Annotated in this window: 22 protein-coding genes and 1 riboswitch; of the genes, 12 read left to right on the top strand and 10 right to left on the bottom strand. The window is 32.8% G+C overall.

Annotation, left to right across the window (positions count from 1 at the left end; translation table 11 throughout):
• Positions 1-116 precede the first annotated feature (116 nt).
• The 3 genes from BN1372_RS10890 to BN1372_RS10885 form a co-directional block, all read right to left on the bottom strand.
• Positions 117-1,067 carry a phosphate/phosphite/phosphonate ABC transporter substrate-binding protein gene (locus BN1372_RS10890; RefSeq protein ID WP_062199399.1) on the bottom strand — a complete coding sequence of 317 codons (951 nt, stop codon included), beginning with the start codon at positions 1,065-1,067 and terminating at the stop codon, positions 117-119.
• A gap of 376 nt (positions 1,068-1,443) precedes the next feature.
• The gene (locus tag BN1372_RS15250) at positions 1,444-1,605 is read right to left on the bottom strand and encodes a hypothetical protein (protein ID WP_154662986.1); all 162 of its coding nucleotides are present in this window, start codon (positions 1,603-1,605) and stop codon (positions 1,444-1,446) included.
• Between the two features lie 389 nt (positions 1,606-1,994).
• Positions 1,995-3,608 (bottom strand): hypothetical protein, encoded by a 1,614-nt coding sequence (locus tag BN1372_RS10885; protein ID WP_062199397.1) that lies wholly within the window; start codon positions 3,606-3,608, stop codon positions 1,995-1,997.
• A 157-nt stretch (positions 3,609-3,765) separates the two neighbouring features.
• Positions 3,766-3,957: riboswitch (cobalamin riboswitch) on the top strand.
• 30 nt (positions 3,958-3,987) lie between these two features.
• Here BN1372_RS10885 and BN1372_RS10880 point away from each other — a divergent pair.
• Positions 3,988-4,230 (top strand): hypothetical protein, encoded by a 243-nt coding sequence (locus tag BN1372_RS10880; RefSeq protein ID WP_062199395.1) that lies wholly within the window; start codon positions 3,988-3,990, stop codon positions 4,228-4,230.
• A 37-nt stretch (positions 4,231-4,267) separates the two neighbouring features.
• Here the strand turns inward: BN1372_RS10880 and BN1372_RS10875 are convergent, their stop codons facing one another.
• From BN1372_RS10875 to BN1372_RS10865, 4 genes are all read right to left on the bottom strand, one after another.
• Entirely contained in the window at positions 4,268-5,461 is a 1,194-nt protein-coding gene (locus tag BN1372_RS10875) for an MFS transporter (RefSeq protein WP_062201300.1), read from the bottom strand.
• A 123-nt stretch (positions 5,462-5,584) separates the two neighbouring features.
• A complete protein-coding gene (locus tag BN1372_RS15700) occupies positions 5,585-5,719 on the bottom strand; it encodes a hypothetical protein (RefSeq protein WP_267902261.1) in 135 nt (44 codons plus the stop codon).
• A gap of 22 nt (positions 5,720-5,741) precedes the next feature.
• Entirely contained in the window at positions 5,742-6,623 is an 882-nt protein-coding gene (locus BN1372_RS10870; RefSeq protein WP_062199393.1) for a permease, read from the bottom strand.
• A 155-nt stretch (positions 6,624-6,778) separates the two neighbouring features.
• Complete coding sequence (locus BN1372_RS10865) at positions 6,779-7,063, bottom strand: ArsR/SmtB family transcription factor (RefSeq protein WP_062199391.1); 285 nt, start codon at positions 7,061-7,063, stop codon at positions 6,779-6,781.
• Positions 7,064-7,312: 249 nt separating this feature from the next.
• On the opposite strand from BN1372_RS10865, the gene BN1372_RS10860 reads away from it, so the two are divergent.
• From BN1372_RS10860 to BN1372_RS10810, 11 genes are all read left to right on the top strand, one after another.
• Positions 7,313-7,744 carry an NfeD family protein gene (locus BN1372_RS10860; RefSeq protein WP_062199389.1) on the top strand — a complete coding sequence of 144 codons (432 nt, stop codon included), beginning with the start codon at positions 7,313-7,315 and terminating at the stop codon, positions 7,742-7,744.
• A gap of 3 nt (positions 7,745-7,747) precedes the next feature.
• Entirely contained in the window at positions 7,748-8,701 is a 954-nt protein-coding gene (locus BN1372_RS10855) for an SPFH domain-containing protein (protein ID WP_062199387.1), read from the top strand.
• 132 nt (positions 8,702-8,833) lie between these two features.
• On the top strand, positions 8,834-10,111 hold the full coding sequence (locus tag BN1372_RS10850; RefSeq protein ID WP_062199385.1) for a uracil/xanthine transporter: 1,278 nt from the start codon (positions 8,834-8,836) through the stop codon (positions 10,109-10,111).
• A 237-nt stretch (positions 10,112-10,348) separates the two neighbouring features.
• Positions 10,349-10,906 (top strand): sigma-70 family RNA polymerase sigma factor, encoded by a 558-nt coding sequence (locus BN1372_RS10845; protein WP_147515373.1) that lies wholly within the window; start codon positions 10,349-10,351, stop codon positions 10,904-10,906.
• The gene (locus BN1372_RS10840) at positions 10,906-11,844 is read left to right on the top strand and encodes a hypothetical protein (RefSeq protein WP_062199381.1); all 939 of its coding nucleotides are present in this window, start codon (positions 10,906-10,908) and stop codon (positions 11,842-11,844) included. The genes BN1372_RS10845 and BN1372_RS10840 overlap by 1 nt, the downstream gene beginning before the upstream one ends.
• 16 nt (positions 11,845-11,860) lie before the next feature.
• Positions 11,861-12,649: a membrane-spanning protein gene (locus BN1372_RS10835; RefSeq protein WP_062199379.1), complete on the top strand. Its 789-nt coding sequence runs from the start codon at positions 11,861-11,863 to the stop codon at positions 12,647-12,649.
• Positions 12,636-13,430 carry a hypothetical protein gene (locus BN1372_RS10830; RefSeq protein ID WP_062199378.1) on the top strand — a complete coding sequence of 265 codons (795 nt, stop codon included), beginning with the start codon at positions 12,636-12,638 and terminating at the stop codon, positions 13,428-13,430. Before BN1372_RS10835 ends, BN1372_RS10830 begins: the two co-directional genes overlap by 14 nt.
• A gap of 13 nt (positions 13,431-13,443) precedes the next feature.
• Positions 13,444-14,259: a hypothetical protein gene (locus BN1372_RS10825; RefSeq protein WP_062199376.1), complete on the top strand. Its 816-nt coding sequence runs from the start codon at positions 13,444-13,446 to the stop codon at positions 14,257-14,259.
• Positions 14,260-14,269: 10 nt separating this feature from the next.
• Entirely contained in the window at positions 14,270-14,938 is a 669-nt protein-coding gene (locus tag BN1372_RS10820; RefSeq protein ID WP_062199374.1) for an ATP-binding cassette domain-containing protein, read from the top strand.
• Positions 14,935-15,459 (top strand): hypothetical protein, encoded by a 525-nt coding sequence (locus BN1372_RS10815; RefSeq protein WP_062199371.1) that lies wholly within the window; start codon positions 14,935-14,937, stop codon positions 15,457-15,459. The genes BN1372_RS10820 and BN1372_RS10815 overlap by 4 nt, the downstream gene beginning before the upstream one ends.
• A gap of 15 nt (positions 15,460-15,474) precedes the next feature.
• The gene (locus BN1372_RS10810; protein WP_062199369.1) at positions 15,475-16,314 is read left to right on the top strand and encodes a hypothetical protein; all 840 of its coding nucleotides are present in this window, start codon (positions 15,475-15,477) and stop codon (positions 16,312-16,314) included.
• Positions 16,315-16,495: 181 nt separating this feature from the next.
• On the opposite strand, the gene BN1372_RS10805 is transcribed toward BN1372_RS10810, so the two are convergent.
• The 3 genes from BN1372_RS10805 to BN1372_RS10795 form a co-directional block, all read right to left on the bottom strand.
• Positions 16,496-16,960, bottom strand: coding sequence for a GNAT family N-acetyltransferase (locus BN1372_RS10805; RefSeq protein WP_062199367.1), 465 nt, complete (start codon positions 16,958-16,960; stop codon positions 16,496-16,498).
• 5 nt (positions 16,961-16,965) lie between these two features.
• Positions 16,966-18,168 carry an MFS transporter gene (locus BN1372_RS10800; RefSeq protein ID WP_062199364.1) on the bottom strand — a complete coding sequence of 401 codons (1,203 nt, stop codon included), beginning with the start codon at positions 18,166-18,168 and terminating at the stop codon, positions 16,966-16,968.
• Positions 18,169-18,282: 114 nt separating this feature from the next.
• Positions 18,283-18,846: a TetR/AcrR family transcriptional regulator gene (locus BN1372_RS10795; RefSeq protein WP_062199362.1), complete on the bottom strand. Its 564-nt coding sequence runs from the start codon at positions 18,844-18,846 to the stop codon at positions 18,283-18,285.
• Positions 18,847-18,946: the final 100 nt, after the last annotated feature.

Below are 18,946 nucleotides of genomic sequence, written 5' to 3'. Positions count from 1 at the left end.
ACAGAGAGATTTTTTTAGAAGGAGAGAAAGAAAATGACTGAGACCCGAAGTAGTATCTTCGTGTGCCCAGTCATCTTCATTTTTTCATTCACAACAGTAGGAAAGACTAGAAAACACTACTCTGTTTGAACTTTCTCTCCATATTCGCGGACAATGTCAAATTTGCTGTCATCAGATTCCACATATCCTTCATGAGAATAGATGTCACGGATAATCTCTTGTCCTTTTTTGTCTTTACCAATCGCGATGAATGCTTCTTGAATTTTTTTCGACCATTCTTCATCTATGTCAGAACGAACGGAAATTGTATCATTTGGAATTTTTTCAGTGAATTCGATAATCTTTGTTTCGTCAAATACTTTTGGATAGTCACCTTTTACAACATTACGTGCATCTTGGAATGTTACAGCAGCGTCAATTTCCCCATTTAAAAGCGCAATAATCGCTTGGTCATGCCCTTTTAGGGTAACTGGTTCCACATCTTTTAACGGATCAATTCTTTTTTCCATTAAAGAAGCTGCTGGCCAAACATATCCTGCGGAAGAGGTAACGTTTTGATAACCAATTTTCTTTCCTTTTAAATCTTCTATTTTTTCAATGCCAGAATCTTTTTTCACAATAAAAATGGATTTATAGAAATCTACTAATTCCTCTGTAGGGGTGCCATCTTCATCATTCACTCCAAAACGTTGTGCTTGAAGGATTACTTCTGCTGCCCCTTTTTCCTTTGCTAGTACATATGCGGTTGGAGGGAGAAATCCAACATCCACCTTTTTCGAAGCCATTGCTTCTACAATTGTATTATAGTCTGTTGATACACTTACTTTTACTGGGATACCCAATTCTTTACTTAACAGTTCTTCTAGTGGTTTTGCTTTCGCTTCCAGTGTATCCGCATTCTGTGAAGGGACGAATTGAACTGTTAATTCTTCCGGTACATAACTAGTTTCTGCCTTGTTTGTTTCGCCATTGGCCTTTTGAGTTGTTTCTTCTGAATTACCGCAACCGACAAGCATACTAGCAGCCAGGGCAAACGAAATCCCGACTCCTAACAATTTTTTAATCATTAGCTCCAACTCCTACACTACAAAATTTTTATGACTCTTCTATGACTCTAACAAATATATATTGAAAAAATGTTAATAAATTGTAATGAAATAATTAAACTTTGTAAAAATGATATAAAATTGTGTTTATATAACAACTGAGAAAAGTGTATTTTTTGAAAATAAGACCAAACTTTCTTTCATAGAAGTTTGGTCTTTCAATAATTTGTTTAATTACTTATATTCCATAATTATATATATTTCTCAGCGATTTTCTTTCCAGAATGCTTCTTTATATATTTTTGTAAGGATGATAATTTTGTCTGTTGCACTTTTTCCTTTTTTCCTCTTGAATAGAAGAAACTCTAGAGGAAATACTTTTAGCTGTGCCATCATTTCATATTAATCCTTGTGCTTCACCATTCGCTAATGTTAATAATTTAAGTTGAAAGTTGTTTTTATATGAAGAGGCAATACCAAAAATATGAATGGAATCTCCGCTTTTAAATTGTTCTTGAAATTGCGTGACCATTATTACTGTTCGACTATCCACACGCACACGCGTTTTAATTCCATCCGTATGGATTACATCGAATTAAAAAAAGTTTCCTATTTCAGCTAGATTTTCAATGGTTACATTTTCTAATTTTATTCATTGTCCTAGAGTGCTTTCATCCACTTCTTTCACAACCTTAGGTGCTAGAAGGTCTTTTGTCCCAGTTTTAGTAAGTGAAATGATATCTGTAAGTTCTATTTCATTGTTATATATGGTAGTAGGTGCCGTGATTTTTACTACATCACCTACATGAAACCCGTCCTCATGTTGAAAAACATAAATACCTGCTGTCTCATTTTGGATATAAAAACCTTTTTCGCCAAATAAGCCTGGTTGTGATGTGATGACACCTTCAATGGTTACTAACGACCCTTTTGGTGCTTCTCTTGCTTCTAAAAGGAAATGGTTTCAGGAAAAGTTAGTGTTTCATCTGGTAACGGTTCACTATTTACATTATCAATGGTAACTATATTGGTCAGAATGTTTGTTTTTTTATGTTTTAAACGAAGATTTGCTTGTCCCTCTGTTCCTGGCTTTATCCGCACGGTTAATTCCTTTGTTGCTTGTCCAAATAAGTCTGCGGTTACGGAAAATAGTTCACTGTATCCGTAGGAAGTAGGCCATGTTCCATCTTCTCTTTGGAAGGATGCAATTTGCGTTCCACCATCTAAATAAATACCTATTCTTAAATCTGAAATTGTTTGACCTGGGAGAAGATTATGAACTTGTAATCTAATGTTAAATTCTTGCCTGTTTGGTAGTATTTCTTGGTGAATAAAAGAGTAAGTGGGTTTCTGCTCTTGTGTGACTGTTGAGCCGTATGAACCTGCTTTAAATGTTAAGGAGTCATACCATTTATAACCGGGTTCAGGTTCTGCCCATGGTTCTTTTTGAGGTTCTGTAGAGTTTGCTGGTATTTCTATTTTTAGTTGAGGTGATGGATTATCGAGCGGAATACCTGTCTCTGCAAAAGTGGTATAGTTTTCTTTTTTTGCTAGCCAATTGATTATGTTCACTAATAATTTTTCATCATCTTGTTCTTTAAAGCCGTCATATGTTTTCTTGGTAGTACCAGTATCTTCTCGTACATACTTTGGGGTTGCATCTTCAACGGGTGAGGAATCACCTATGAATGCTGCTTTTCCTTTTCCATATTTTGAAATGGCTGCATACGGTCCTTCTTCTATACCCCCGCCGAAATATACACCTTGATCGACTGAGTAATTCCATTTATCTGCATTTGTTAGTCCAGTTGGTACATAAACAATTCCTTTTGCTTTAGATGAATCTGTTATTGCTAATGTAGAACCTGCATGCATAGCGACGGATTGAACTCCTTCTGTAATGCCAAACGTATCTTGTGAGGGAGCAATCAGTGTAGCGTTCACATTTCCAATTGCATTGTAACGGAACTTAATTCCAAAGTTTTCGGAAAGCCAATCTTTGCTTTCTAATTCTTGCATTGCAAACGACATTTTCTCATCTGTATTCATTCCTTTAGATGGATCTTCAAATGCTCCCCTTCGATAGCCATTCATTATTTCAGAAGAATCCCAGCGATTTTTATTCCGGTCTGCATTGTAATGATCGGAAACAAAAAAGATACTTCCGCCATTCTCAACAAATTGAAGCATCGCATCTTGTTCTGTTTTTTTAAATGGAATATTTGCTTCAGGAATGACAAATACATCATATGCCTTTAAATCATCGTATGTAAAAGGTACTGTTTTTCGCAGTTCTTTTACATAATACCCTTCTTGTGAAATGGCATTGGCAAAATCAGAAAAGGCCCCGTCTATTACCCAGTCGGCAGCTCCAGCAGTTTGACCGTGTGAATTGTCAAACAACACATTCATTCCATTCGGATTTGCTGGGAAAATTTCAGGAACCGGATCTGTTGGACCTTCGGCATTCGCGTTATTTGTGCCAACCAATGCTGGTGCAAGACTAAAAAATAGAACAATGGAGAGCAACGTTTTTAATAAAAATGGTGTGCTCTTTTTCATACACAATCCCTCCCATATTTCCGCCTTTTAAACAATTACTTCCTTATCCATTGTAGGGAATAAATATAAGTATAAGGTTAAGTATTTGTAAAGTTTGTATAAAATTTAAAAAGAAAAATACACAAGGAAGTACATGTTGTGTGATATACTAAACATAATTGGATAAGTGGAGATTGGTAATTGTACATACCGTACAATTTTAAAAGGGAAGTTCGGTGCAAATCCGACGCGGTCCCGCCACTGTAAGTGTAATCATTCATACAAAAAACCACTGTCATACTATGTGATGGGAAGGAGTATGAATGAAGTGATCACAAGTCAGGAGACCTGCCAAACTCGACACACCCAAAATCCTACGGAGTATAGGAGGTGTATGGCGATGCATATGCACAAAGATTTTCGCCGCAATTCTACACGCGTTGATGTGATGACAGTTGAATGTAAATTGCGCGAAATTTTGATGAATAGCTTTGTTGATGCGAAAAGCGCTTCATTGCAGTATTCATTAGATGAACTTGTTTGTTTATTGATCGAACAAGTAGAGGATGAAGCGGTTAAACGAGTGCGACTTCGTATGTTAAATGAAGCATTTCAAAATGTACGCAAAGAATTGATTGGGTAAAACAAAAGGCTATCTTTCCGCAGATAGCCTTTTTTAGTTAACCTGTATATTTTGTTTCTTTTCCGAGGAATAAAACAGCAAGAACACCGATAAAAATGGAAATAGCAAAAATACTAAAAATCGATCCAATCGACATGTTTGCTGCTACTAAATAACCGACCATGAGCGGTCCGAAAATACCGCCAATTCGTCCGAACGAAGCAGCCATTCCTGCACCTGTTCCGCGAATGTGTGCGGGATATTGTTCAGGTGTGTAAGCATACATCGCACCCCATGCACCTAAGTTAAAGAAGGAGAGCAAAATACCAGAAGTCATCAACATCGTTAAGGTGTCGGCATTTCCGAAAAAGTACGCACTAACTGCGGTTCCAATCAAATATGTTACAAGTACAAACTTACGACCGAATTTTTCAATAAACCAAGCAGCAGTAAAGTAACCTGGTAGTTGAGCAAGCGTCATAATGAGGACATATTGGAAACTTTTAATCATCGCAAATCCTTTTAACACCATGACAGAAGGAAGCCATAAAAACATGCCATAGTAGGAAAATACAACACTAAACCATAATAGCCATAACATCGTTGTTCGTTGGATATATGGTTTTGTCCAAACACTTTTTACATTTTGCCACACGCTTATTTTTTCTGTTTTTGGTTGCTTTGGCATCGTATCTGGTAATTTTAATCGAAGGACAACAGCATAAAGAGCAGGAATCGCTGTTAATAGTAAAGCAACCCGCCAGCCGTAAGTTGGAATAATAAAGTAGGCAATAATCGCTGCCACAATCCATCCTAATGCCCAGAAACTTTCTAAAAGTACGACAACTTGTCCACGTTTTTTTGGATGAACACTTTCACTAACATAAGTAGAAGCAACGGGTAACTCCCCACCTAATCCAGCACCAATTAAAAAGCGAAATACTAAAAAGATTGCTAACGTTGTACTCAGAGCGGAAAAACCACTTGCTAATGAAAAGAGTAATAATGTAATGATAAAGACATGTTTACGACCGATTTTATCGGCCATTGCTCCGAAAGCAAATGCCCCGACTGCCATCCCGATGGAATTAATACTTCCAATCCATCCGATTTGTTCTGGTGTTAAATTCCAATCTTCTTTTAATGCGGCGTTAATAAATGATAACAACCCAACATCCATTGCGTCAAACAACCAAGCGAGTCCGGCGATAGATAGTAATTTCCTAGTTGATAACGGTTGCTGTGACCCCATTTTTTTCGTCACATGAGTCATCTCCTTATTTTCATAATCATACTCTTTTAAATATTTACGAAAAGTATACAGATGTCAAGACAAAATAAAACCTATAGTTTCTCAAAACTATAGGTTTTGTACTTACTTAGTTTTATTCTTTTCTTCGGATTTATTCGATTCTTCATTCACTTCTTCGATGACAACGTTACAACAGCATTCCTTTTTTTTTGGTTTTAATTGTCCGAAAAAACCTTTTAATCCTTTTTTTTCACCCATTTTGTCACCTCCTTTAACAGTCTTATAACATGTATTGCACGAAAAGGCCGCTCAAAATGGCAATCAATAAAACAGAAACCATAAAAATGAAGACAAGTTTTCGTTTGAACAATTTACTTAGTAAAATCATTTCTGGAATACTAGCACCAGCACCACCAACAATTAAAGCTAAAATAGAGCCAATTCCCATTCCTTTTGTTAAAAGCGCACTACTAATAGGAATAATTGCTTCCACACGAATGTACATTGGAATCCCGATAAGTGCAGCGATTGGAATTGTCCACCAATGTTCCCCGCTAGCATATTTTATGATGAAACTCTCCGGAATAAAGTTATGAATAGCAGCCCCGATAAAGACTCCTAGTAAGATATATGGTAAAAGTGGATAAAAAAATCCCCAAGCATCAGCTAAAGCGAGTTTCCATTTCGGAAGATCGGTATTTTCTTCTTTTTCTCCACGATGAACTCGAACTTTTTTTACCTCTTTTTCAAAACCTAGCTTTTCCCAAGTGAATCCTGTCAGAATGGCGAAGAAAAACATCATAATAAAATAAACGATTGTAAATTTTACTCCAATCAAACTAATAAACAAAATAAGGATAACCGGATTAAGGAGCGGCGAAGCAATTAAATATGCAATAGATGGACCAAAGGGTGCCCTTGATGATAAAAGTCCTGCTAAAATTGGAATGGTAGAGCAAGAACAAAAGGGCGTTAATGCTCCAAATAAAGCTCCGTATACATAACTTAGCCACCGTTTTGGACGATGAAGTACTTGTTCTATTTTTTCTGGCGTTACTTTTCTTTGTAAAAAACTTACGAGAAAACTAATAAAAATAAATAATCCAATCAGTTCGATGAAAAGTGTTAAAAATGTTTTACTGAAGGTTAAAAAAGTATCCATTGTTTCCCCCTAATTTAAAGAAATCTTCCCTTACACATAGTTATATACACTGTTTCCCCAACAACTGTTTGTAGGTGTCGCCTTCCTATTTTGAATGGGGATCTTGCTTCACGTTAATGAGGGATTAAAAATTGATTGATAAAGTCAATGAAAAGTTACATTTTCAACAGGTTAGATGATAAGACGCTCGTTAATACATCTTTATTAAGCGAATAATAATTCCACGTACCTTGTTGAGATTTTGTAATTAAATTTGCATCTAATAAAATTTTCAGATGATACGATAGTTTAGATTGTGATAAAGAAAATAAATGAATAAATTCACAAACACAAACCTTATCTTTTTGAGATAAGATATCAATAATAGCTAACCGTTTTTCGTCACCTAATGCTTTAAAAATAGGGTGACAAGCAGTAAGAGAGAGAGAAGGTTGGTACATAATTTTTCTTGCTCCTTCCTTATATCAAAAAAAATTGATGTAAGAAAAGCATACCATAATAATAAGTTCATAAACAACAGCACAATTTTCTTAAGGAAAAAAAACATATCGTGGTTTCAAATACAAGGTGGTAAAAGGTACGTAAATAATTGGTTGAAACTATTTCTTCTTCTATTTCGTATTTATTAATAAAGGTGTTCTTATTGTGGAAAACAGGGAATAACTCATTATAAAGAGAGGAGGTTTTATATGTATCTGTGGATAGGAATCTTTATTCTTTCTTTGCTCGTTGAATTGATGACTGTCTCGTTAATTTCTATTTGGTTTAGTATAGGAGCGATTGTCGCTTTTATTGTAGAATATTTAGGATATTCCATTAGTGTACAGTGGATCGTCTTTATTGTTGTATCATTTATACTAGTTTTGGTAACAAAACCGTTTACGAAAAAAGTGTTACAAAAGAAAGTGGAAAAAACAAATATAGATGCTTGGGTTGGCATGGAAGTAGAAGTAATAAAAGAAATTGCACCACATCGGGACGGGGAAGTAAAAAAAGATGGCGTTGTTTACGATGCAAGAGTCGTAGGAGGAGAAACGATTCCAGTAGGAGAATGGGTAATAATTGATCATATTGAAGGAAATACTATTTATGTACGAACGAAAACATTGAAGGAGGCGTAATCAATGGGAGTAGGATTATTCTTTTTTATTATTGTCTTAATTTCTATTTTACTATTATTTGCTTGGAACATTCGAATTGTTCCTCAAAGTCAGGCATATGTGATTGAGCGCTTAGGTTCATTTAAACAAGTGTGGAGCAATGGATTACATGTTAAAATTCCGATTATTGAACGAATTGTTTCGAAAGTTTCGTTAAAAGAACAAGTAGTAGATTTTTTACCACAAGCTGTCATTACTAGTGATAACGTTACGATGAAAATTAACACCGTAGTATACTATCAAATTACCGATCCTAAATTATACACATATGGTGTGGAAAGACCGTTAATGGCCATTGAAAACTTAACTGCAACTACATTACGTAATATTATCGGTTCAATGGAATTAGACCAAACGTTAACAAGTCGTGATGCTATTAATACACAATTACGCACTGTTTTGGATGAAGCGACGAATCCATGGGGAATTAAAATTAATCGTGTGGAATTAAAAGATATTATCCCGCCAGAACAAATTATTCAAGCAATGGAAAAACAAATGAAAGCAGAGCGGGAAAAACGGGAAGAAATTCTTCAAGCAGAAGGTAGAAAAACATCTCAAATTTTAATTGCACAAGGGAATAAGGAAAGTGTTATTTTGGATGCAGAAGGGAACAAGGAAAGTATGATTCTTGCTGCAGAAGCAGATAGAGAAGCGGCCATTCGAAGAGCAGAAGGGGAAGCGGAAGCAATTCGTATTGTCCAACAAGCACATGCGGATGCGATTCGATTAATTAATGAAGCAGATCCTGAAAAAGGATACTTAACATTACAAAGTCTAGAAGCATTAGCGAAAGTAGCCGATGGAAATGCAACAAAACTTATTATTCCATCTAACCTTCAAGATTTAACCGGACTAGTAGCCTCGTTAAAAGAAGCGACTGATTTAGCTGAAAAACCAAAAGAGATAAAACAATAAAGAACATGCGGAGGATACTTCCTCCGCATGTTTTTTATTGAAAAATAAAGTAATCATATGATAAAAGAAGGAAATATAAAAACGATGTCTAATAATAGAGAATAATGACAGTAGGTGTTGGAGGAGATAACTTTGCGGTACAAATGGTATCTAGCATTTGGAAGTATACAATGGTTCTTTTTTATTTTTACAAATACCGTTGTCGTTCCTCTTTCAATCGGTGTCGCTTTTTCGTTGCCACAAGAATCAATTTTTTCAATGATGACATATTCTTTGATTTTGACTGGTCTTGCAAGTGTTTTACAAGGATGGATTGGGCATCAATTCCCCTTAATGGAAGGACATTCTGGACTTTGGTGGGGATTTTATCTTAGCATGGCAACGACCCTACACACACTGGGCTTTGATTTACGAGAAGTAGGTGGAAGTATAGCAACAGGCGTCATCATTGTTGGTGGAATAGTGATGTTGGTAGGAATATTTAACGTAACGACATGGCTTCACATATTTTTTACGACAATGGTTCGAAATATTTATGTATTAATGTTAAGTATTCAGCTTGGTGTGTTATTTTTTTTACGAATGTTTGAAACGAATAACCAAGGGCATATCGTTGTTTGGAGTGCCTTATTATCTTTATTTATCGTTATGCTTATTTTAGTGTTAAATACAAAAGGAATGGGTAATCTTAAAAATTTTGCGTTATTAATAGGATTAGTGATTGGATGGACGCTTTATCGAATAGTAGAAACGAAAGAGGGGATTTCCTTAGAAGGGGGAACCGTTTTCTTTCCATTAGGGTCTCCTACCTTGATTATGGGCATTGTCATCGTTACTGTGATTGCAGGATTATTAAATATAATTAATACATTTGCCGCAATAGAAGTAGCAGAAAAATTGTATGGCACGACGGTTGCGCAAAAACGATATCGCATGTCATTTATCATTACCGGTGGATTTACGATGTTAGCAGGAGTTTTTGGTCTTGTCCCTTTTGCTCCGTTTACATCTTCTATTGGATTTTTAGAAAGTACAAAAATGACCGAACGAAAACCATTTTTAATCGGTGGAATGTTGCTTATGTTTATTGGCTTTATTCCGAGCTTTTCGGCCTTTTTATTAAGCATGCCAATGACAATCGGAAATGCTGTTTTATTTGTGGCTTATTTACAGTTATTCGGTACGGGACTAAAAGGATTGCAAACAATACCTCTTACCACTTCCGTCGTGTACCGCATCGCCTTTCCAATTATGTGTGGAGTAGGAGTCATGATGATGAACCCAACGATGTGGGGATCTTTACCGTTTTTTATGCAACCTTTATTATCAAGTGGATTTCTTGTGGCTATTTTAATTGCTTTATGTATAGAAAATTCAATTCGATTAAAAAATCGATTACACTTTTTTTAAAAAATAAGAGCTGTTTTAAAAGGACAAGCAGGGGGAATTTTAGAATTAAGAAACATTGATATATCAACTTTTATAACAAGTAAGAGGGACCGTCTCTAAGCTGAAAAATGAATCGATGAGACGGTCCCTATTTTTGGTTTATTGTAGTAATAATGATTTTTATTGATGAAAAAATGAACCTTTTATTTTAATTGAGCGAATATAATCATGAAGTTTGATTTTTATCGAGGTGAAGGAATGGCATTAACTCATTGGATTAGAAGAATGAAAGAAGGAGACGAAGAAGCTTTTTCTTATATTTATAAAATAACTAGTCAAGAAGTATACAGAACAGTTTCATTTTTACTAATAAATCAGAAAGATGTTGATGAAGTAGTTCATGAAGTTTATATCCAAATGTGGAAATCGGTATCAAACTTTGATGAGGAACGTTCGTTTCGTTTTTGGTTAAATGGTTTAATTATGCACCAAGTACAAAATCATCGTAGAAAATCATGGAGGAAGAATCGAATTATCGAAAAAGCAAAGCTATTTTTTAAAGAAGGTTTTGTTGTAACTGAAGAAATTGTTTTATCTAAAGAGACAAAAAGTGAACTAATGGAAGTACTACAATTGTTGCCATATAAACAGAGAGAAGTGGTTATTTTACGTTATTTTAAGGAGTTTTCATTAGAGGAAATTTCCGGAATATTAAACATACCAGTTGGTACCGTTAAATCAAGATTACATAATGGCTTAAAAAGATTAAGAAAAGAAATAGTACAAATCAAAGTTGAAAAGGAAGGTGAAGTTTAATGGATTTTGAACGGCGATTATCTCAAAAACTTCAAGATGAGGCTGAAAAAATACATCCTTCAGATGAATTAAATAGTCTAATTGCAAACTCTTATCGAAATTATTTTCGGAATAAAAATAAGAAAATGAGAATGAAACGACATTTTGTAGCAATTGTTATTTGTTTTGCAATTCTTTTACCAGTAAGTGTGGTTGCAGGACCAAGTCTTGTTGAATCGATTTTTGGTACTAAAGAAGAACTAAAGATATTTACAGATAAAGATTATAGAGAATTTAATGAAGGACTTGAAGTGTATGAGCAATATTTATCAGAAGAAGAGTTTGCAAATTATGTTGAATTATTAAAAAAAGAATTTAAATATTTTGAAAAAATGGCTGTTTATGAAGATGGTAAAATTGTTGAATTTGATAGAGATAAATTAAACGAAAAAGAAAAGAAAGAGTTAGAAAAAGTATGGAGAAAATTTACCCCATACAGTGATAAAGTGCATGAAAATTTTTCATATTCACTTAAAGAAGTGAGGAAAATAGTTTCTTTTCCTGTTCAAAGACCTACTTATATTTCAGAAGGATATCGATTAGAAAAAGAGATAATTGAAGCAGAAATAATGCTAGGAAAGCCGAAACCAATGATTATATGGGAATATAAGGAGAATGATGGGGAGTTTGGTTACCGTATTTTCCAATCGGAATTGATATCTGGAAAAGAAAATCCATATGAACAATGGAAATTTGATATCCAGGAGCAATATACGTTAAAAGGAAATGAAATTACGTTTGGACAATACAGTGATAGTAACGTTAAAGGGATGAAAATGATAGTGCCAGAAAAAAATGGAGAGGAATCATTTCAAATAGTCATTATTGATGAGGTGTTAAATAAACAAGAACTAGAAAAAATTATGTTGTCCTGTATTGAAAAAACTCCAAAAGAATAAAAGGAGGATTGCACGTGTGTTTAAACTAGAATTGAAAAGAGCATTAACAAGAAAATCTACAGTGGTAGTTTTAACTATTGGTATATTAATTGCAGGTTTAGATGTGTTAACTAATAATGTTATTCTTTTGACGAAACAAGATTTTTTGGATTATCCTTACGGCGTATATAGTTGGTGGATTCTGTATGATCTTGATGTTTATATATCCATTTTTATGATTATTTTTCCCTTATTGGCGTCAGTTGCATATGGGGATACTTATGTAGAAGATATGAAAAGTGGCTTTATTAAAAATATTTTAGTGAGATATAGTAAGGGAAAATATTTGTTAATAAGATTTATCATAACATTTCTTGTTGGTGGTCTTGTCGTTTCGATACCTTTACTTTTTAATTTTGTTTTATATGCATGTTTTATACCAATCATTGAACCTAATATTTTTTTTGGAAGCTATAGTATACCAATCAATGGATTTTTGCCAGAATTATTTTATAGTCATCCATTTCTACATGTAGCTTTAAAAATATTCATATGTTTTATTTATGGAGGAATTTTTGCGGTCATTTCTTTATTTTTTAGTCTGTTTATATTTAATCGATACATTGTTGTGATTATTCCATTTATCATTTATTTGTTTCTTGATATTTTATTTTCATCTATAGGAGTAGAATATGTTTCACCTATTGTATTTTTATTTTTTAATATCATTCCTTATACGAACTTAATTTTCCTGATAGCTATAAGTACCTTAGTATTGCTTATGATTTCCTTTTTATTTGGAGGAAAACGTTATGAAGTTTTTTAAAAGATACATACATGAATTAAAGCCAATGAAATTTTTAATTTTGCTTTCTTTGTTGATAGTAATTGTTATTATGTATATCAACTTATATTCATATACAGATGAACCCCTGCTTTCAGTGTTGGACTGTCTAACACATTTGCAAGGAGTAGCGGGTACTACAAGTACCAATATGTTTGTATATGTTTTAATTCCCATGTTTGTAGTACTTTCCTTGCTTTTAATGGACTATAAAGAAAATTCTATTTTCATTTTAAAACATCAATCAAGAATGGATATTTGGGATAAAACGTCCCGAATAATGGTATTATTATCTTTCGTTTTTACAATACTGATTGTTTTTGGAGGTTATTTTTTAGCAGGACTTTTATTAGGAAGTTTTGAGAACAAATGGATCAGTGAAGACGGTATGTTTTATTATTTTTTGGGAGAAAACGAAAAACAATATTTTTTATATTATGCAAAGAGTTTAACGACTCCAAAGATACTGATTACTTTGTTTTTTATAAAATTTATAGCATTGATAATGATAGCACTTCTAGCAATGTGTTTAAAAACGATGATGCATAATAATATATTTATTTTTATTATTGTAGTCGTATTCAGCTATATCGATGCATTTTTTTTAGAAAATTCTATCTTTATGCATGTAATTAGACTCGATATCAATCATTGGAAAAATATAAATGGTATATTATTCAATCTATTATATTTACTTAGTATTACTATTTTATTATATTACATTGGAAAAAAAGCCTATAATAAACGAGATTTTTTAAATTAAGGAGTATCTGTGGATGATTAATGTGCGATTGGTAATGGATATTTTAAGGCGAGATTTATTATATGGATGGATGAAAAATAAATCTCGCTATGGGGTATTTTTCTTTTTGATTGTGACTTTATCTTTTAAAAATATATGGGTTCTTTCTTATCAAAACGGTACTGTCCTTGATTTATTTTTAGAAAGTTTTAAATCGTCAGAGTATTTAACTGCTATTGAAGATATAGGAGATATACCAATCACATGGATTTTAATTCATTTTTTAATTCTTTTTATTATTGGTGATTTTATACGTGATGATATAAAAGAAAATGCCATTTATATTTTAACAAGGACAAAGCGCATCCAAGAATATTGGTTAGCAAAGTTATTATGGATCATTATAAATGTATTTATTATGTATGGTTTGATGTTTTTAATCATGTATCTTCTAGGAGTGTTTTTTTTACAACCAGTGTTAGAGTGGGGACCTATTTCTAAAGGATTGCTTACGGGGGCACTATTAGCAGAAACAAATGGATTACAGTTTCTTTTTCTTTTATTTTGTTTATATAGCACAACATCTATAGTTCTAGGATTCATTCATTTGATGTTTACAATATTTATAAGTTCACAATATGCCTTATTATTAACATTGATTATCGTTTGTTTATCTATCTTTATTGATTATCAATGGTTACCAGGCATTCATTCTATGCTATTAAAGCATGATATTTTTTATGGAACATCTTCATTATCCATTCAGAAATCATTCATTTATAACATAGTTGGAATGGTAGGTTTTGGATACTTAGGTTACTTATTTATTAAAAGACGAGATATGATTTGAGGTGTACGAAGTGGATAATCAACCGTATGTGATTGTAAAAAATTTATCAAAAAAAATAAAAGGACAATTTATTTTACAAAATATTGATTTAACTTTATACAGAGGGAAAATTTATGGTTTTAAAGGTAGGAATGGTTCAGGAAAAACGATGTTATTTAGGGCTCTTTGTGGACTAATTCATCCAACGGACGGGGAAATTATGATTGATAATCAAGTATTAGGAAAGGAAATTTCGTTTCCAGAAAGTGTCGGTGTAATAATTGAATACCCTGGGTTTTTACCTGATTTAACAGGATTAAAAAATCTTAAATTAATTGCAGAAATTAATCATGTGGTAAGTGAAGCGCAAATTAGGGAGAGTTTAAAAGCTGTTGGATTAGATCCAGATGATAAAAGAAAATTCAAAAAATATTCATTAGGAATGAAGCAACGACTTGGGATTGCTCAAGCTTTAATGGAAAATCCAGAGTTCATTATTTTAGATGAACCTACCAATGCGCTTGATACAGAAGGATTAGAAATGGTAAGAAATTTATTATTTCAAATGAAAAAAGAAAATAAATTGATTTTAATCGCAAGTCATAGTCAAGAGGATTTAAAATTATTATCAGATGAGATGTTTACCATTGAAAATGGAAAAATTATAAACCATGAGCAGATTAGAGGGGATCAGGAATGAAAAGGAAAACCTTATATGTGACAATATCTGTTTGTATACTTTTATTTTTTTTTATTTATCGTATGTATGATGTGAATAAAGATGTACCTACACATTTTAATATTGAATATTATACAGAGGGTGAGAAAGTTATATGTGATGAATTAGAAGTTACCGTTCTTTCCCATCAGATCGGAAATCCATTAAAGGAGTATGATGGGAAATTTGTACCTATCACAATAAAAATGGATATAAAAAATAATAGTTACCAACCAATCAATGTCGTAAGATTTATTGAATCTCCATTAGGGATTGGAAACTATAAATTTGAAACAAATGAAGGTGATTTTGATGGGGAAAAATTAAAACGGATCAAACCAAATGAAACCTACACTTTCACTTTAATTTACAATGTTAAACAAGATATAGTAAAAAACAAAAAGAAACCAATATATTTATACATTAGTCAAGAACTTTATCAAGAACAGATAATGGAGCATGCGAAACAAGGAAATAGATATGGGAAAGCTGTGGAATTATAAGGTAGGTGAAAAATAGTGAAAAGAAAAAGTTATGTCGTGGAAATACTTTTAACATGTTTTTTAATAGCTTTATTGTTATTTAAAGTATTCCCATTTTGGGAGCAAGAAGAAATAAAAGAAGATGATAAAACAAATGAAGAATTTAAACAATTTGAAACAGCAGTAAAAGCTAGCTCTAAATATCCTGAACAAGAAAGAATTCATCAAAAAATAGTTGACTCTATTGACTATTTTAAAACGGTTGAAGGAGAATATGAAGTAGTTGATGTAGAAATAGATTCCACACAAAAAATTACATATTATATTGATAGCGAGCATAAAAGAGGGCGTTCTTCTTTTATGGAAAATAATCAAAAGGAAAAAACAGTTATTTATAATGAGAATAAAAAAATAACCTTTGATGATAACGAAGGAACATATCAAGAATTTAGTTGGCATCCAGTAAAAAAGGATGAAAAACTTTTAAAGATGCCGCCTAATAAACGATATTTAAATGAAACTGGGAGTCAATTGTCTAGACAAGATGCTGAGTTTATAGGGTATGCAAGTCAAAGTATTAATTTTGAGTTAAGTTTTTTATTTATGTTTTACGAAGATTGGAAAATAGAAAGCGAGATTGAGTACTTAGGTTTGCCAACATACAAAATTACAGGGGTTGTTAGTGAAAAATTATCGGATAATTTAAAGGGGAATTTTGAAATGATTGTGGAAAAAAACACTGGAATTATACTAGATTTTCGTTCATTTGATGACAATGGACAAATTAAATATTCGATTACTACAAAAAAAATAAAGCTAAATCAAGAAATGGACTCGCAAGTATTTTTAAAAAATATGAGTGGATATAAAAAATGAATTTTGAGTTTGTATACAGGAAAAATAATATTGTATCTGAATTGAAAAAAGTATATTGCCTCATAAAAAGAAGTGAAACTAAATAAAATGGAGAAGGGATGTAATCATTTCCCTTCTCTACTTTTTATTTACATAATATACACGATACCTTCATCAACTATTACTTACTTTTTTAAAAGTCTTAAGATGCCTTTACCATAATAATTTCTGGTCCGTCCATTTTTCCAGTCAAGCGAAATCCAAATCGTTCGTACATTTTTTTTGCATGGTTATTTTTATAATGGACACTTAAAAATATTTCGTTACAATGAAATGTTTCGTATATCCAGTGTAAGATTAAGGAAAATGATCGTTTCCCATATCCTTTTCCTTGGTAATGATAATCCAGCATGAAACGATCTAACCAAATATGTTCTGTTTTTGCTTCTTTTCCAATCATCGTAAATCCAATTAATTCATTGTTTGTGTAAATTCCAAATGGTCTCCAATTTGGTTCAAAAACAGATTGTGCTAATGAAAAAGCATTGGATTCGATGAATTCTTTTTGGCCATCGTCGACAGTGAGGAGGGCAATATCTTCCCAGTTATTGCGTGTAACCTCCTTCAATTGAATATTTGTCGTTTTCGGTTGTATGGCCGATTTCATAAAAATCAGTTCCTTTCTATTTTCGTTAAAATTTGTTTTTTTGGATTCACTATACTTAAAAGTACAGAGGATAAAAAAAGACTAATGCTAATGACAATCATGACTGTCGGAATCGAAAACATATCTGCTAATACGCCTGTAATAGTTGGACCAATCATCATTCCAACAGCTAACGCCATATTAGATAAACCGTAAGCTGTTCCGTAATTTTCATTATTATTCTCATCCACTGCTTCTCCTAAAGAAGTCATCGTTGGTGAAATAACAGCCCCAATCATGGCGCCAACAAGGAATCCAACGAGCATGGTTTGCCAAAGAGATGTTGTAAAAACAAGCCAGGGTAAAAGAAAAGCTAATATAATAAGACTTCCAATCATCACGATGTGGGGATGAAGATGGTTTGATAAAGCACCAGATATAGGAGCCATCATTCCATACCCAATAGTGATAATGGCAAAAATTAACCCAATTTCGCTAGAAGATGTATGAAATCGTTCAGTAATAAAAGCAGGTAATAACGGTTCTAATAATACTAATGTTGTTTCGCCCAAAAGAATAATTGCTAAAATAAAAACAACTGTTTTATTTTTTAATAAAGACCGCATATTCGTAGAAGTTTCTTGCTTTTGTCGAATTGGTTCTTTTAGAATAAAAATAGTTACCACACTTAAGATGAATAGACCACTTGCTGTAATAATGAATGGAAGTTGATAACCACCTAGGTCAAATAAAAAGCCACTGATGGGAGCACCTAGTAATGTACCAGTTGATACACCTGTTAACGCAATTCCCATGACTGGACCACGTTGTTCTTTATGAAAAAGGTCTGCTAAAAGAGCAAATGCTGCTGTCCAAGAGGCAGCTGCTGCAGCACCTTGAATAAAACGAGCCAATAATAACATGAAAATAGACGTGGAAAAAGCAAATAATAAAGTGGAGATGGTTAGACTAAATAATCCAATTAAAATAGTATATTTTCGTCCTACTCGGTCGGTTAAACGACCAAAAAAAGGGGTGGTTAAGAAAAGCGAGATGGCATACATACTAAATAAAATACCCATCATCGAAGCATTTAACGTATATGTTTCTTTTAAATATGGAACCATCGGAATAATAAAACTATACAGCACCATATCAAAGAAAAGAACGAAGATAATGACCAACAAATGAGAAAGTTGTCGGCGCGTTAGTTGTTTAAAGACGCTCATATTTTCACTCCTAAACAAGTTTTAAGAACCCCATCTATGAACGATAGTAGTACGGTTGAAACTTTTTTTGTTTTTTTAGTTTTCATAAAAAGAAAAGAACAAACATTGTTCCCCCTAGTTTTTTTCTTGTATGACAAGTCCGTGCAATAAAATGTTCACAATCTCTTCTAATGCTTTTGCCACGCTAATATTATTTTCTAAATAAAATCGTTGATCGAGAGTCGAATTAGTCGCATCAATAATTAGTTTCATAATGAGAGAAACATTATTGGTAACGATAAGATTTTCTTTCATGCCTTGTTCAATGAGGGTACGAAGGACATCCCAATCATCTTGTAGATTATCGTTTATTTTTTTCCATTGTTCCGGATAATGTCTTTTCATTTGTTCTAAAATACGTAAATCATACAATTCATAGTGATTAGGTAAAACCATCATCACGCTACGTATTTTTTCTAGTAGTGAAAGTGATGAATCTTGAACAATTTGTTCTGTTTTTTCATCTGCTTCTTTTAACGTTTGTTCGACAACTGTATCTAATAGTTCTGCTTTTGATGGAAAATGTTGATACAATGTTCGTTTGCTAATACCTAAACGGCTAGCGACGTCATCCATTGTACATTTTATCCCTTTATATTGAATTTCCTCAATGAATGCATCGATAATCCGTGCTCTCATTACCAATCCTCCACGCTTATTTTTATATCAGAAAACTCATAATACAAAAATAGTTTTTTTAGTTTGTATATAAAGTATAACATAAAAAAGAAAAGAGAAC

The sequence above is a fragment of the Massilibacterium senegalense genome, from assembly GCF_001375675.1.
In the GTDB taxonomy this organism is placed as follows: Bacteria; Bacillota; Bacilli; order Bacillales; family Massilibacteriaceae; genus Massilibacterium; species Massilibacterium senegalense.
The sequence above is the reverse complement of the archived record's forward strand: the minus strand, read 5'-3'. Positions and strand labels throughout refer to the sequence as shown.

Coding starts and splice junctions, on each gene's coding strand:
- BN1372_RS10795 (WP_062199362.1), bottom strand. CDS start 18,846: ATGAGAGCACGGATTATCGATGCATTCATTGAGGAAATTCAATATAAA.
- BN1372_RS10845 (WP_147515373.1), top strand. CDS start 10,349: ATGGCATTAACTCATTGGATTAGAAGAATGAAAGAAGGAGACGAAGAA.
- BN1372_RS10870 (WP_062199393.1), bottom strand. CDS start 6,623: ATGGATACTTTTTTAACCTTCAGTAAAACATTTTTAACACTTTTCATC.
- BN1372_RS10800 (WP_062199364.1), bottom strand. CDS start 18,168: ATGAGCGTCTTTAAACAACTAACGCGCCGACAACTTTCTCATTTGTTG.
- BN1372_RS10855 (WP_062199387.1), top strand. CDS start 7,748: ATGGGAGTAGGATTATTCTTTTTTATTATTGTCTTAATTTCTATTTTA.
- BN1372_RS10840 (WP_062199381.1), top strand. CDS start 10,906: ATGGATTTTGAACGGCGATTATCTCAAAAACTTCAAGATGAGGCTGAA.
- BN1372_RS10825 (WP_062199376.1), top strand. CDS start 13,444: ATGATTAATGTGCGATTGGTAATGGATATTTTAAGGCGAGATTTATTA.
- BN1372_RS10875 (WP_062201300.1), bottom strand. CDS start 5,461: ATGGGGTCACAGCAACCGTTATCAACTAGGAAATTACTATCTATCGCC.
- BN1372_RS10880 (WP_062199395.1), top strand. CDS start 3,988: ATGCATATGCACAAAGATTTTCGCCGCAATTCTACACGCGTTGATGTG.
- BN1372_RS10815 (WP_062199371.1), top strand. CDS start 14,935: ATGAAAAGGAAAACCTTATATGTGACAATATCTGTTTGTATACTTTTA.
- BN1372_RS10830 (WP_062199378.1), top strand. CDS start 12,636: ATGAAGTTTTTTAAAAGATACATACATGAATTAAAGCCAATGAAATTT.
- BN1372_RS10805 (WP_062199367.1), bottom strand. CDS start 16,960: ATGAAATCGGCCATACAACCGAAAACGACAAATATTCAATTGAAGGAG.
- BN1372_RS15700 (WP_267902261.1), bottom strand. CDS start 5,719: ATGGGTGAAAAAAAAGGATTAAAAGGTTTTTTCGGACAATTAAAACCA.
- BN1372_RS10860 (WP_062199389.1), top strand. CDS start 7,313: ATGTATCTGTGGATAGGAATCTTTATTCTTTCTTTGCTCGTTGAATTG.
- BN1372_RS10890 (WP_062199399.1), bottom strand. CDS start 1,067: ATGATTAAAAAATTGTTAGGAGTCGGGATTTCGTTTGCCCTGGCTGCT.
- BN1372_RS10865 (WP_062199391.1), bottom strand. CDS start 7,063: ATGTACCAACCTTCTCTCTCTCTTACTGCTTGTCACCCTATTTTTAAA.
- BN1372_RS10885 (WP_062199397.1), bottom strand. CDS start 3,608: ATGAAAAAGAGCACACCATTTTTATTAAAAACGTTGCTCTCCATTGTT.